This is a genomic window from Solibacillus sp. FSL K6-1781 (genome assembly GCF_038630735.1).
GTDB classification, from domain to species: domain Bacteria; phylum Bacillota; class Bacilli; order Bacillales_A; family Planococcaceae; genus Solibacillus; species Solibacillus silvestris.
The window spans coordinates 3,432,413-3,445,044 of record NZ_CP152038.1 but is presented as its reverse complement, the minus strand read 5'-3'; the positions used below and the strand labels follow the sequence as shown (position 1 = coordinate 3,445,044).

13 protein-coding genes are annotated in these 12,632 nt (G+C 43.0%); 11 read left to right on the top strand and 2 right to left on the bottom strand.

Translation table 11 applies throughout. The annotated features are described in order from the left end of the window. Positions 1 to 231: 231 nt before the first annotated feature. The 5 genes from MHH37_RS17465 (at position 232) to MHH37_RS17445 (ending at position 5,395) form a co-directional block, all read left to right on the top strand. Positions 232 to 1,569 carry an NAD(P)-dependent oxidoreductase gene (locus tag MHH37_RS17465; protein WP_342574054.1) on the top strand — a complete coding sequence of 446 codons (1,338 nt, stop codon included), beginning with the start codon at positions 232 to 234 and terminating at the stop codon, positions 1,567 to 1,569. A gap of 11 nt (positions 1,570 to 1,580) precedes the next feature. Beyond that, positions 1,581 to 2,864: an NAD-dependent dihydropyrimidine dehydrogenase subunit PreA gene (gene preA, locus MHH37_RS17460; protein WP_342574053.1), complete on the top strand. Its 1,284-nt coding sequence runs from the start codon at positions 1,581 to 1,583 to the stop codon at positions 2,862 to 2,864. Positions 2,865 to 2,989: 125 nt separating this feature from the next. Further along, positions 2,990 to 4,471 carry an NCS1 family transporter gene (locus MHH37_RS17455; protein WP_342574051.1) on the top strand — a complete coding sequence of 494 codons (1,482 nt, stop codon included), beginning with the start codon at positions 2,990 to 2,992 and terminating at the stop codon, positions 4,469 to 4,471. A 20-nt stretch (positions 4,472 to 4,491) separates the two neighbouring features. After that, entirely contained in the window at positions 4,492 to 4,704 is a 213-nt protein-coding gene (locus MHH37_RS17450) for a hypothetical protein (protein ID WP_008406375.1), read from the top strand. Between the two features lie 235 nt (positions 4,705 to 4,939). Continuing rightward, entirely contained in the window at positions 4,940 to 5,395 is a 456-nt protein-coding gene (locus MHH37_RS17445; protein ID WP_008406374.1) for a hypothetical protein, read from the top strand. Between the two features lie 153 nt (positions 5,396 to 5,548). On the opposite strand, the gene MHH37_RS17440 is transcribed toward MHH37_RS17445, so the two are convergent. Beyond that, positions 5,549 to 5,725: a hypothetical protein gene (locus tag MHH37_RS17440; protein WP_008406370.1), complete on the bottom strand. Its 177-nt coding sequence runs from the start codon at positions 5,723 to 5,725 to the stop codon at positions 5,549 to 5,551. A gap of 146 nt (positions 5,726 to 5,871) precedes the next feature. Then, the gene (locus tag MHH37_RS17435) at positions 5,872 to 6,483 is read right to left on the bottom strand and encodes a spore coat protein (protein ID WP_340799241.1); all 612 of its coding nucleotides are present in this window, start codon (positions 6,481 to 6,483) and stop codon (positions 5,872 to 5,874) included. A 97-nt stretch (positions 6,484 to 6,580) separates the two neighbouring features. Here MHH37_RS17435 and MHH37_RS17430 point away from each other — a divergent pair, with 97 nt between their 5' ends. The 6 genes from MHH37_RS17430 to MHH37_RS17405 all read left to right on the top strand — a co-directional run bounded on the left by MHH37_RS17430 (position 6,581) and on the right by MHH37_RS17405 (position 12,621). Further along, positions 6,581 to 7,171 carry a LemA family protein gene (locus MHH37_RS17430; protein ID WP_342574048.1) on the top strand — a complete coding sequence of 197 codons (591 nt, stop codon included), beginning with the start codon at positions 6,581 to 6,583 and terminating at the stop codon, positions 7,169 to 7,171. A gap of 69 nt (positions 7,172 to 7,240) precedes the next feature. Beyond that, complete coding sequence (locus tag MHH37_RS17425) at positions 7,241 to 8,005, top strand: TPM domain-containing protein (RefSeq protein WP_342576284.1); 765 nt, start codon at positions 7,241 to 7,243, stop codon at positions 8,003 to 8,005. 632 nt (positions 8,006 to 8,637) lie between these two features. Then, positions 8,638 to 8,871, top strand: coding sequence for a glutaredoxin family protein (locus tag MHH37_RS17420; RefSeq protein ID WP_342574047.1), 234 nt, complete (start codon positions 8,638 to 8,640; stop codon positions 8,869 to 8,871). 138 nt (positions 8,872 to 9,009) lie between these two features. Continuing rightward, a complete protein-coding gene (locus MHH37_RS17415) occupies positions 9,010 to 10,071 on the top strand; it encodes a sugar-binding domain-containing protein (RefSeq protein ID WP_342574046.1) in 1,062 nt (353 codons plus the stop codon). Between the two features lie 66 nt (positions 10,072 to 10,137). Then, positions 10,138 to 11,151: a type I glyceraldehyde-3-phosphate dehydrogenase gene (gene gap / locus MHH37_RS17410; protein ID WP_342574045.1), complete on the top strand. Its 1,014-nt coding sequence runs from the start codon at positions 10,138 to 10,140 to the stop codon at positions 11,149 to 11,151. A gap of 285 nt (positions 11,152 to 11,436) precedes the next feature. Next, positions 11,437 to 12,621, top strand: a complete 1,185-nt coding sequence (locus MHH37_RS17405; RefSeq protein ID WP_342574044.1) for a phosphoglycerate kinase — start codon at positions 11,437 to 11,439, stop codon at positions 12,619 to 12,621. Positions 12,622 to 12,632 lie beyond the last annotated feature (11 nt).

Genomic DNA, 12,632 nt, shown 5'->3' with positions numbered 1-12,632 from the left:
ATTTTAGGCCCACAGGACGTGGGTCAGTCAGCCTTTGTCGCACAATACGACGTTTTTAGGCTGACATCCATTCCATTAAAAATCTGTGGCATCCGCCGGGGCTTATCTTCATTCAGCAGGTGGTCGGGGCATTGGCTGAATTTAATAAACAAGCGTTCAAATCATCTGTAAAGGTTAACGAAGATATAGCTAAAAGTAATAACAAATCAAACTGGAGAGGGTTGTTATGAAATGAGCAATAGTTTAGCGAAAAACTTTGAAGAAATATTTGGTGGCTTAACAACATACGCGGCAACTGTTGAAGCGAATCGTTGTTTGTATTGCTACGATCCACCTTGTGTGAAGGCATGTCCAACGAGCATAAATATTCCAAGCTTTATTAAGAAGATTGCTTCGAATAATATGAAAGGTTCAGCGCGTGTCATTATGGAGTCAAATCCGGTAGGCGCAAGCTGTGCACGTGTTTGTCCAACGATCGAGCTTTGTGAGGGGGCTTGTGTGTTGAACAGTGAGGAAAAGCCGATTCAAATTGGTCATCTACAGCGCTATGCAACGGATTGGCTGCGTGAGTCGAATGTCAATCTGTTTACACCACAACCGGCAAACGGCAAGAAAGTCGCGATTATCGGAAGTGGGCCGGCAGGGTTATCTGCTGCACGTGAACTGGCATTGCTTGGGTACGGTGTGACGATTTACGAAGCGGATGAAAAAGCAGGCGGCCTGAATTATTACGGTATTGTTTCATTCCGCTTACCGCAGGATGTTGTGGAATGGGAAGTGCAGCAAGTACAAAACCTCGGCGTTGAAATTAAAACGAGCACGAAAATCGGCGAAGATGTACTGGTAGAGGAACTGCTTGCAAATTATGACCGCATCATTGTTGCGGTTGGTATGGGCAAAGTACCGATGCTTGGCGTTGAGGGCGAAAACTTGGACGGTGTGTATGATGCGATTGATTTTGTGAAGGAATCAAAATCTTCATTCACAGATCGAGTGCTAGGCAAAAAAGTGCTAGTTATCGGTGCCGGTAATACGGCGATTGATGCAGCGACATGTTCTGTAAGATTGGGTGCTGAGCAAGTGCAAATCGTTTACCGTCGTACATCAAACGAAATGACGGCGTACGATTTTGAGTTTGATTTTGCGAAACAGGACGGTGTTGAATTCAGATGGCTGACATTACCGAAGCGCATTATTGGCGATGATAATGGGAAAGTGATCGGAATGGAATGCATCAAAATGAAACTGACGGACATCGAAAATGGAAAAGGGACATTAATGGAGATTCCTGGTTCTGAATTTGTCATTGAGGCGGATGCGGTTATTCGGGCGATCGGTCAAACGAAACAGTATGAGCTGATTGAGCATTTAGGGTTGGCAAATACACGTGGTGTGATTGATGTAGATCATAATAGCCTGAAGACAACGAATCCGAAAATTTACGCTTGCGGTGATGCGATTTACGGCAACGGATATGGTGAGGCGACAGTTGTATCGGCGGCGCAGCAAGGCAAAGATTCGGCTTACGCGATTCATTATGAACTAAACGCAAATTCAGAAATTGCATAGGGGGAATTGAAATGGCAGATTTACGAATAGATTTTGCTGGTATTAAGTCACCGAATCCTTTTTGGTTGGCATCGGCACCACCGACAAACTCCGGCTATCAAGTGCAGCGTGCATTTGAAGCGGGGTGGGGCGGCGCTGTGTGGAAAACGTTGGGGGATCCTATTTTAAACGTTTCGTCACGTTTTGCTGCTGTCAGTTTTAATGGGCAAAAGGTGGCGGGTTTCAACAATATTGAGCTCATCACAGACCGACCACTCGAAGTGAACTTACAGGAAATTTATGAAACGAAAAAGCGGTTCCCGAATCATACGATCATCGCATCGTTAATGGTAGAGCCGAAAGCAGAAAAATGGCATGAAATTGTAAAAAGAGTACAGGATGTTGGGGTAGATGGCTTCGAATTAAACTTCGGCTGCCCACATGGTATGGCGGAACGTGGCATGGGAGCCGCTTCGGGTCAAGTGCCTGAACTGGTGGAAAAGCAGACCTATTGGGCGAAAGAATATGCTGAAGTACCGGTCATCGTCAAACTGACACCGAATATTACGGATATTACTGTAACGGCGGAAGCAGCGGTGCGCGGCGGTGCTGATGCGATTAGTATGATCAACACGATCAATAGTTTGGCGGGTGTTGATTTAAACTCTTGGAACACGATTCCGCATGTTGGTAATAAAGGGGCGCACGGCGGTTATTGCGGACCGGCCGTTAAGCCAATTGCTCTGAACATGGTTGGTGAATGTGCAAGAAGTCCGTATATCAATTTACCGATTTCCGGAATTGGCGGTATTTCGAACTGGCAGGACGCTGCTGAGTTCATCTTAATGGGGTCGACGAGTGTGCAAGTTTGTACAGCGGCAATGCATCATGGCTTTGGCATTGTTGAAGATATGATTGATGGTTTAAACAACTATTTAGACGATAAAGGTTTAACATCGGTCATGGATCTTGTTGGGAAAACAGTACCGAAATATTCGGATTGGGGAGATTTGGACTTAAATTATAAAGTTGTTGCAGAGATCAATAATGATGTTTGCATTAACTGTAATAAATGCCATATTGCCTGTGAAGATACGTCCCATCAATGTATCGATCTGTATACAGAAGATGGCCGTCCAATGCTGAAAGTGCGTGAGGAAGACTGCGTTGGCTGTAACTTATGTTCGATTGTTTGTCCGGCTGAAGGTGCGATTACGATGAAGGAACTTATTCCGACACAGCCGCCGATGACATGGAATGAAAGACAGACATTAATTGCAGGTTTTGCTCCAAGCAGTTCAAGTATTGCGAGGTAGGGTTTTGGCGGATATCACTGATTTTTAAAGGAATGGATGTCAGCCTAACAGCGTCGCATCGTGCGACAACGGCTGACTGACCCATTTCCTGTTGGCCTAAAAATTGAATAAAGAGAGGTGTAGCGATGTCAGACAGAAAAAGCACAAGTAGTAACTATTTAAAATCACCAGACTTACTTCCTGTCACATATGAGAATCGCAGTATTAGTATGATGGGCTTTGGCGTCATCTGGGTAGGGATGGCCATCGTACTCGCCGCATTTGCGATCGGTGCAGGAGGAATTGTTAATTTAAGTATGCCGATGCTCATCCTGGCGACACTGGTTGGCTCGATTTTAATCGGGATTTTCATGGTTGTCATCGGGGATATCGGTGTTGAACACGGATTATCGTTTCCTGTTTATATGCGTGCCCCATTCGGAACGATCGGTACGCACTTCCCGTCATTTGCCCGTGCGTTTACAGCTTCGTGCTGGTTCGGGATTAACACGTATTTCGGGGCATTGGCGATTAACGGCATTCTGAATATTATGTTCGGCTTTGACAACTGGTTTATTTGCTTCCTTGTATTTGCGACATTACAGTTGTTCAATGTGTCTTTAGGGATTAAATCGATTGAACGTTTCGCGGATTTCGCTGCACCGATTATTATCTTTATTTCTATTTGGATGTATTTGCAATTATCTGCTGAAGCGAAAGAGCAAGGAAAAGCGGTATGGTCTTGGGTGGAAGCACCGCAAACCGGTTTTGAACAGTTTACGGCATTCATGGTAGTCGCTACGGCAATCATGGGCTTCTGGGCAACGCTTGCTGCGGATATGCCGACACTTTCCCGTCACTTCAAAGCACCGAAAAATGAGCGTAACTGGTTCAAACGAAATAAGACACAGTTACTAGGTTCCCTTGTCGTTCAGCCAATTTTCAATACACTGATGATCGTCATTGGTGCGGTATGTTATATGGCGACTGGTTCAGGTGATCCGATCAACGCACTTCAGCAAGCGGCGGGCGGTTTTGTCCTGGTGATGCTGTTATCGATGATCGTACTGGCACAGTGGTCGACAAATACTTCCGCGAACGTTATTCCGGCCGCGACGATTTTCTCGAATATCGGCGGACCGAAAGTACCGTTCTGGATAGGTGTAGTCATTGCCGGTATTGTCGGGACGATTGTGCAGCCTTGGAGTTTGTTCGATATTTTAAATAGCGTTCTGCTCGTTGTCGGCGGAATCCTTTCTTCCATTGTCGGTATTTTATTCGCTGACTATTACTTGCTCCGTAAGCGACGAGTAAATGTAAAGGACCTTTATGAGGTGGAAGGGCAATATCGCTATTTGAAAGGTGTCAATGTAGCGGGTATTATTGCTTGGGTGCTTGGCGGTCTGATCGCGAATATTTGGCCTTCATTTTCTTCGCTTGTCGGCTTCTTTGTAGGGGCGGCAATCTATTATGTGCTGGCGAAATACTGGTGGTTCAAAAAGTATCCGCAAGCTGAAATCGTGAATCCGAGCGATGATGAATATTTAGGTATTACAGCAGGACGCAGCTGGGAAATTGACGCTGTTCCAGAACCGATTGGTGTTCAACAAACAGCTTCCACAGATTAAATTGTAAACGAGGTGCAATCATGTCAGAATTTCAGTTTGTAGAAAAAGAAATTCAGCAAATTGATGAACTGCTTGCTGAAAATTATATGATTAAAACGATCGATGAAAATCTGGAAGGGGCTTTCGTTACGTTTATCCATCCGGTAAGCCTTGAAGAGCGTTTACTGCATATTAAAATGGCAGATACGCGGAAATATTTCTCCAGTAAATTATTGGAACAAATAAGCAGTTGAAAATTTGAGTCGGGCGGGCGCATTTCTTTACGGGATGCGCCTTTTATTATTTTACGGGGAACGGGTAGTTAGCTTGAATTCCTTCTACTCCGTGGGGGATGAAAAAATCCACACTGACTGAAATTTCATTTTATAACAAAGGCATATTTCGACATGGAAATACATATTGTGAAGAAGAACAAGTGGATGCACCAGTTGAATCCAGAAAAATTTCTGATTGAAGTGGAGGGTTTTTATGGGTGAAGGGAAAGGCACATTTCAGAAATGGAGGAAGAAAGTCAACAAGAAGGTGACAACGCTTAGCAGTAAAACGTCTTTTGCGGTCGACCGGTCCAAACTGCGAAAACAAATCAATGGAATTGAAGAAGAAATCAAAATACTGAAACAGCAAATCGGGGAAATCGTCAATTTGAACCGCAACAGCCTGTTTTCGGTCAGCATGGTGAATTATCAGCTCGCACAAATTGAGGCGAAAGAAAACGCGATTGCGCAGCTGGAAAAAGATATTGAAGAATTAAATGAACTTAGTAAATTAGCGGGTGTCGAAGAGGAGGAATTAGTGCCCGACTATAAAGCAAAGCAAACAATTGATGACATTACGGCGTCATATATATATAATTGCGCCAACTGCAATGAATGCTACGATGAACCGAAAAAGTTTTGCGAGGAGTGTGGTTATAACATGGATTAGCGCTTATCGGTGAAATTTGCGATAAGCTTTGAAAGAATAATACCGTATAAAAATAAAGGGGGAAGTACAAATATAGAACGCCCAACTTTCTATACACTGAAAGTTGGGCGTTTTTTTTGTGGAAAAGCAGATCTTTACATCAGCTTTTCTTTATTACTTACGATGTTCTACAAGGTCAATTGCTCCTAATACAATATGGGCAAGGCCGAAACCGAAAATGGTATTGGCAAGCATCTTGTTCGTACCGATTTTTTGTTTCATTGCATACCCCGTTGCAGTGACAGCTGATCCAAGTACAGTCGGAATTAAACCTTCACGAATATTTTTCATAAAAGCCCCTCCTTCATCGTAGTAGGTGAAACGAGCACCGTTTTTATTGTTTGTATATCCACCTGAAATATTTGTTGTAAATATTGGATGAATTATTTAAAAATTGAAACTATACAATGATTCGTTCGTATAGTTTATTGGGCATACTAGTTAGGCATGTTTTTCGCTTGATCTGCTTTGCCATACATATTGAGCATTGCGCTCATATCCTGTGGAGATAGTTGTGGCACTTGATAATAGCCTTTTTTGTTTTGGTACAATGAAATTTCATAGGCCATTTCAATGCAGTTTGGTACTGAATCTTGTAGCACGCGACGTACTACCGGGTTTGTGCTTTCTAAAGCAGCACCTGTTTTTCCTGTAGCCCCAGCTTTATGGCAGCCGAGCAAGAAACCTGAAATAATGCCATCATTAATTTCACTTGCCGAAGTGATCGGCTTTTTAGGCTCACCTGGTTTTAAGCCGTAAATAGTATCGTTGCCCATATTCATATTGTAGGTGCGTGTAGGGTGTTTTGGATCATGACCTGTTTTAAAGGCTTCCACAGTAATATTATACTCATCAAGCATAAACGCATACTGGCGATCCATAATAGAAAGAAGCTCGCTATCTTGAACTTGGTCGCGAAGTAAAACGTATTGGTTTAATCCGCCGATCATAGCGCTTAGTACTTCATGAACATCCAGAAGTTCATGGGCACCATGATTTGTTGAAAGGGGCATTTGATTGTCTTGAGATTGAGATGATTGGGTATACATTAATAAAAACCTCCATAGTAAGAAATTTCGTACGCTCTTATTGTGGAAACGAACCGTAATTTTATACGCTAATTTTAAAAAAGAGAGGATGGGGCAAATGTTAAAAAAAAATGAACGAGGCAGTGCCGTATTGGTCGCGCTTATTGCAATTGTTGCGTTGATCGTCATTGCGGCAATGCTTGTCGTGCCAAAATACAACAAACTGGTAACAGGTGAAGAAACGGTGGACGCAGCATGGGCGCAAGTCGAAAACCAGCTGCAGCGTCGATTTGATTTAGTGCCGAATCTGGTAAATACGGTTAAAGGCTATGCCGAACATGAGGAAGAAATTTTCACACAGATTGCAGATGCCCGAACACAATACGGGAATGCCAATACAGTAGAAGAAACGGCGGATGCTAATAATGAGCTATCCTCTGCATTGTCCCGTTTACTCGTTGTAGTTGAAAACTATCCGAATTTAAAAGCGGATGTACAATTTACGAGGTTAATGGATGAATTGGCAGGGACGGAAAATCGTCTAACGGTAGCGCGTAAAGATTATAATGACACGGTTCAGCAGTTTAATAATGATGTTCGCCGCTTCCCAGGAAACTTAATCGCGGGTATGTTCAGCTTTGAACAAAAAGACTACTTCGAAATTAAAGAAGGTGTGGAAGAAGCACCGGCTGTCGATTTTGGCGATTAAAGAAGGGAGTCATGAGGAGCTTTTCGGCATGACCGAAGCTCCTGAAAAGGGGGACTGTATGTGAGACTAATGGTATCGCTTTTAATATGGGTAATGCTCGTACCAATCCAGGCGATGGCAGCCATACCGGATAAACCGGCCTACAATTCTTACGTTTATGATTACGCCAACGTTTTGTCCGATGATGTGGAACAAAACTTAATTCAATCGGCAAAAGCGCTCGAAGGTTCAACGGGAAATGTCATTGTTATGATGACGATTGATACGATCGATGGAATGGATGCGTTTGAGTTTGGTACGGAGACGATGCGCAGCTGGGGAATCGGTGATGAAGCGCTTGATAACGGCATGCTTATTTTTGCAACAACTGAGCAAGGACCGGGGCAAAATGATGTGTGGATTACGGTCGGCGGCGGTCTGGAAGGAGAATATCCGGACGGAAAGCTCGGCGGCATGATCGATACGTATATGCTGCCGTATCTAGCTGATGGTGATTATACGAATGCGTTTGCCAGTATTTTCTCCGCATTTTATGAAGAAATGGGTGGTGAAGCAGGCGGCGCGGATCTAGTACAGCCTGTTGCATCAAATGATGATGATGATGGGATTTCAATCGGTTTCATTATAATGATCATTATTATTTACTTCATCATTACGAAGTTTGGTGGTGGCGGTGGCCCAGGTGGACGCCGACGCACAGCACGCAGGGTATACCGTAGTGGCGGTTTCGGTGGTTTTGGAGGCGGCTTCGGCGGTGGCGGCGGTTCATCGGGCGGCTTTGGCGGCTTCGGTGGAGGCGGCTCGTTCGGCGGAGGCGCGGGCAGGAAGTTCTAGGTTTAAGGCAAGGCATCAGGCATCTCACTCTTTGCGGGTGGGGTGCTTTTTTGGTGCGGGAGGCGGGGGGCGGCGGTTTTCTAATAAGTTGGCGCGATGTTCTAATATAGCTGGGGAAGTTCTAATAAAAGTAGGCGATGAAAAAGAGGTCCGCATTTTCTAATTAAGTAAGCGAGAACTTCTAATAAGTTGACGCGATGTTCTAATAAACCCGTAAAAGTTCAAATAAAACGCGGAACTTCTAATATAAGTGGCTAATGTTCAAATAAGGGGTCTCGATCTTCTAATAAGCATTCGAGAACTTCTAATAAGTTGTCAGATGTTCTAATATAGCCGGGGAAGTTCTAATAAAAGTAGGCGATGAAAAAGAGGTACGCATTTTCTAATTAAGTAAGCGAAAACTTCAAATAAGTTGGCGCGATGTTCTAATAAACCAGTAAAAGTTCTAATAAAACAGGGAGCTTCTAATATAAGTGGCCGATGTTCAAATAAGTGCCCCGCATTATCTAATAAGCATTCGAGAACTTCTAATATGCCACCCGGATGTTCCAATAAATCAAAAAATCTTCTAATAAAATCCCCGCTATCCCCACCATCATCAGCTATAATGATAAAAAAGGGAGGAACTGCCAATGATTATCAAATTTTATTCAAAACCGGACTGCGGACTTTGCATTGAAGGACTCCATACGTTAAAAATTGTGCAGGAAGACATCGACTTTACGATTGAGCATTATAATATAGAAGAAGATGATGAAGCGCATGAAAAGTATATGCTCATGATTCCTGTTGTTGAGTATAACGGGGATGTTTTGCAATACGGACAACTCGATTATGTGACATTGTATGAGGCACTGGTGGACTAGCTATCGGTGCCTGTTCGCTATTTTTTGCGAATAATTCCGTCATAAAAGTTGCAAATCACTCCGAGACGATCTATAATGAAGTCAGAAATTCTTTTTTTTACCCCATGTGGGACATAAAATATTTATGTGGGACATATATTGTCCAACAAGATAAATCAGGTAGGTGGTTTTTTGACGGATATTTCATTTTTTGCAGCTGAGCGTAAACTAATGCCTGAAATTGATGCTCTTTTTCAAAAGAGGTTTCGAGTTTTACAAGCAATTGCGACATTTAGCCCGATTGGCAGACGTGCTTTAGGAGAACAGCTTCAGATGACAGAGCGTGATATCCGTAATGAAACAACGGTCCTGAGCGAACAGCAATTGATCTTGATTCAAAAAAAAGGCATGATTTGCACGCCAAAAGGGTATGAAGTAATAGAACAGCTTTACGAACTGTATCGTGAGCTTTCCGGTATTGTGGCGATGGAACAGAAGCTTACAAACATCTTTGGCATTGCACGTGTCATCATTGTGCCAGGTGATGCCGAACAGGATGAAACGGTAAAGCAGCAGCTCGGTAAAGTTGCGGCACAAGTACTACAGCAGATTGCACCTGCAAAAGCGAAAATTGCGGTGACAGGCGGCAGCAGTGTTGCTTCGATGAAGGAATATTTATCGGATGTCCCGGTGCTGAGCGACGCGAACTTTATTGCGGCACGTGGTGGTATGGGTGATGAGATGACATTCCAGGCGAATACAATTGTCTCGAAGTTTTCAAAAAGATGCGGGGCAACATACCGCACATTGTTTTTGCCGGAGCATTTAAGTGAGCAGGCATATGAAGCGATGAAGGATGAACCGATTATTCGGGAGATGATTACACTTTATGAACAGGTGGATATCGTGATTCACGGAATCGGTGCAGCACAGGAAATGGCACTTCGTCGTAAAAGCTCACAGCAGGAGCAGCAAATACTTGAAGAAAAAGGCGCGGTTGCCGAAGCATTTGGCTACTATTTCAATGCAGATGGCGACATTGTCCATCATCTGAGGACAATTGGAATCCAGCGTCATCAAGTCAACAAAGCGCAGCATGTTCTTGCCATTGCGGCAGGCAGAAATAAGGCGGCAGCGATTCAGGCGTATTTTAAAAACGCTGCATCGCAAACGATTTTGATTACAGATGAGCAAACTGCAAGTACAATCCTTAAAAATTAAATATGTTTTTAAAAGTATGATTTTACACATACTATTTTAATAATAAAGTTATTGGAGGAATTACACATGGCATTACAATTAGCAATCAATGGATTTGGACGAATCGGACGTTTAGTATTCCGCGAAGCAATGAAGCACGAGGAATTTGAAGTAGTTGCAGTAAATGATTTAACTGATGCGAAACAACTTGCACATTTATTAAAATACGACTCAGTACATGGAGTGTATGATGCAGACGTTCAAGCGGAAGAAGATGCATTTATCGTAAACGGCAAACGTATTCAAGTGCTTTCAGAAAAAGATCCTGCAAATTTACCATGGGGTGAACTTGGTGTAGATGTAGTTTTAGAATGTACAGGTAGATGGCGTTCAATGGAAGAAGTATCAAAACATATCGAAGCCGGCGCGAAAAAAGCAATCCTTTCTGCACCAGCACAAGGCGATATGCCAACATATGTAATGGGCGTTAACCACGAAGATTACGACCCAGCACAAGATGTTATTTCAAATGCTTCTTGTACGACAAACTGTTTAGCACCACTTGCAAAAGTGTTGGATGAAAAGTTCGGCATCAAACGCGGTATGATGACAACAATTCACTCTTATACAAATGACCAACGTATCCTTGACTTCCCGCACTCTGACCCACGTCGTGCACGTGCAGGCGCGGTATCAATGATTCCGACAACTACTGGTGCAGCAATCGCAGTATCAAAAGTATTGCCACAGTTAAAAGGCAAATTGGACGGTTTCTCAATGCGTGTTCCAACACCGAACGTTTCATGTGTTGACTTAGTTGTTGAATTGGAAAAAGACGTAACAAAAGATTCAATTAACGCAGCATTAAAAGAAGCGTCAGAAGGCGACTTAAAAGGCGTTCTTGCTTACAACGAATTACCATTAGTATCAATCGACTACAATGGTAACCCGGCTTCATCTACAATTGACGGTTTATCAACAATGGTAATGGAAGGTCGTATGGCGAAAGTCGTTTCTTGGTATGATAACGAAATCGGCTACTCTACTCGTTTAATGGATTTAGCTTTATATATCGCTAAACAAGGAATCGAAAAAGCATAATATTTCAATAAAATGTGACATACTTTTTCGAAATTAAAGAAAAAGTGTGACATATTAAAAGGAAATGGGCATAAAAAGTATAGCCTTTAATACAGGTAAACCTTATAATAAATAAGGGTAAAAGAGCGGCAGGGACTCACCCGGACCGCTCTTTTTTCGGATATAAGGAAAATATACAAAACAGAGGCGATACCAAGACAGCCTTATCGAATTTTGTTACTATCTTAACTAACGAGTATACAATCCACAATAATTGACGAACGAGTATGAAGGAGGATGTTCAGTATGTTTTTAAAGAAATCAATGAACGATGTAGATGTAAAAGGAAAACGCGTATTTGTGCGTGTCGATTTTAATGTGCCGATGGATGAGGGCCGCATTACCGACGAAACGCGTATTCGTGCAGCTATTCCAACAATTGAACAACTAGTACACGCTGGAGCAAAAGTAATTTTAGCTTCACATCTTGGCCGTCCAAAAGGCGAAGTGAATGAGGACATGCGCTTAACAGCAGTCGGCGAGCGTCTTTCGGAATTAATGGACAAGCCAGTCAAAAAATTGGATGAATCAATTGGTTCAGATGTAGAAGCAGCGGTTAACAATATGCAAGAAGGCGAAATTATCCTGCTTGAAAATGTTCGTTTCCATAAAGGCGAAGAGAAAAACGACGAAGCATTGGCAAAAGAGTTTTCGAAATTAGCGGACCTTTATGTAAATGATGCGTTTGGCGCAGCTCACCGTGCACATGCTTCAACAGAGGGCATTGCAAAACATGTACCGGCTGTATCAGGTCTATTAATGGAAAAAGAACTGGACGTATTGGGGAAAGCTTTATCCAATCCGGAGCGCCCGTTCACAGCGATTATTGGTGGAGCGAAAGTTAAAGATAAAATCGGTGTTATTGAAAACCTGTTGGATAAAGTGGATCACCTGATTATCGGCGGCGGTTTAGTATTTACGTTCGTAAAAGCGATGGGTCACGATATCGGGAAGTCATTGCTGGAAGAAGATAAAATCGAGCTGGCAAAAGGCTTTATCGAACAAGCGAAAGAAAAAGGTGTACAGCTGCATATGCCGGTCGATGCTGTCGTAGCAAACGAGTTTTCTAAAGATGCGGAAACTCAAGTTGTGGCAATCGATGCAATTCCATCTGATTGGATGGGACTGGATATCGGACCGAAAACGGCTGAAAACTATGCAGAAGTCATTAAGCAATCAAAATTAATCATTTGGAACGGACCAATGGGTGTATTCGAAATGGAAAAATTCGCAAACGGTACGAAAACAGTAGCGGATGCAATGGCAACAACAGACGGCTACACAATTATCGGCGGCGGTGACTCAGCTGCAGCGGTAGAAAAATTCGAAGTCGCTTCGAAAATGGACCATATTTCAACAGGCGGCGGTGCTTCATTAGAGTTAATGGAGGGTAAAGAATTACCGGGAATTGTTGCGTTAAACGATAAATAAATCATTAATAG

Excerpts from the sequence above, each read along its gene's own strand:
- MHH37_RS17465 (WP_342574054.1), top strand. The coding sequence starts at position 232 with ATGAGCAATAGTTTAGCGAAAAACTTTGAAGAAATATTTGGTGGCTTA.
- preA (WP_342574053.1), top strand. The coding sequence starts at position 1,581 with ATGGCAGATTTACGAATAGATTTTGCTGGTATTAAGTCACCGAATCCT.
- MHH37_RS17455 (WP_342574051.1), top strand. The coding sequence starts at position 2,990 with ATGTCAGACAGAAAAAGCACAAGTAGTAACTATTTAAAATCACCAGAC.
- MHH37_RS17450 (WP_008406375.1), top strand. The coding sequence starts at position 4,492 with ATGTCAGAATTTCAGTTTGTAGAAAAAGAAATTCAGCAAATTGATGAA.
- MHH37_RS17445 (WP_008406374.1), top strand. The coding sequence starts at position 4,940 with ATGGGTGAAGGGAAAGGCACATTTCAGAAATGGAGGAAGAAAGTCAAC.
- MHH37_RS17440 (WP_008406370.1), bottom strand. The coding sequence starts at position 5,725 with ATGAAAAATATTCGTGAAGGTTTAATTCCGACTGTACTTGGATCAGCT.
- MHH37_RS17435 (WP_340799241.1), bottom strand. The coding sequence starts at position 6,483 with ATGTATACCCAATCATCTCAATCTCAAGACAATCAAATGCCCCTTTCA.
- MHH37_RS17430 (WP_342574048.1), top strand. The coding sequence starts at position 6,581 with ATGTTAAAAAAAAATGAACGAGGCAGTGCCGTATTGGTCGCGCTTATT.
- MHH37_RS17425 (WP_342576284.1), top strand. The coding sequence starts at position 7,241 with ATGGTATCGCTTTTAATATGGGTAATGCTCGTACCAATCCAGGCGATG.
- MHH37_RS17420 (WP_342574047.1), top strand. The coding sequence starts at position 8,638 with ATGATTATCAAATTTTATTCAAAACCGGACTGCGGACTTTGCATTGAA.
- gap (WP_342574045.1), top strand. The coding sequence starts at position 10,138 with ATGGCATTACAATTAGCAATCAATGGATTTGGACGAATCGGACGTTTA.
- MHH37_RS17405 (WP_342574044.1), top strand. The coding sequence starts at position 11,437 with ATGTTTTTAAAGAAATCAATGAACGATGTAGATGTAAAAGGAAAACGC.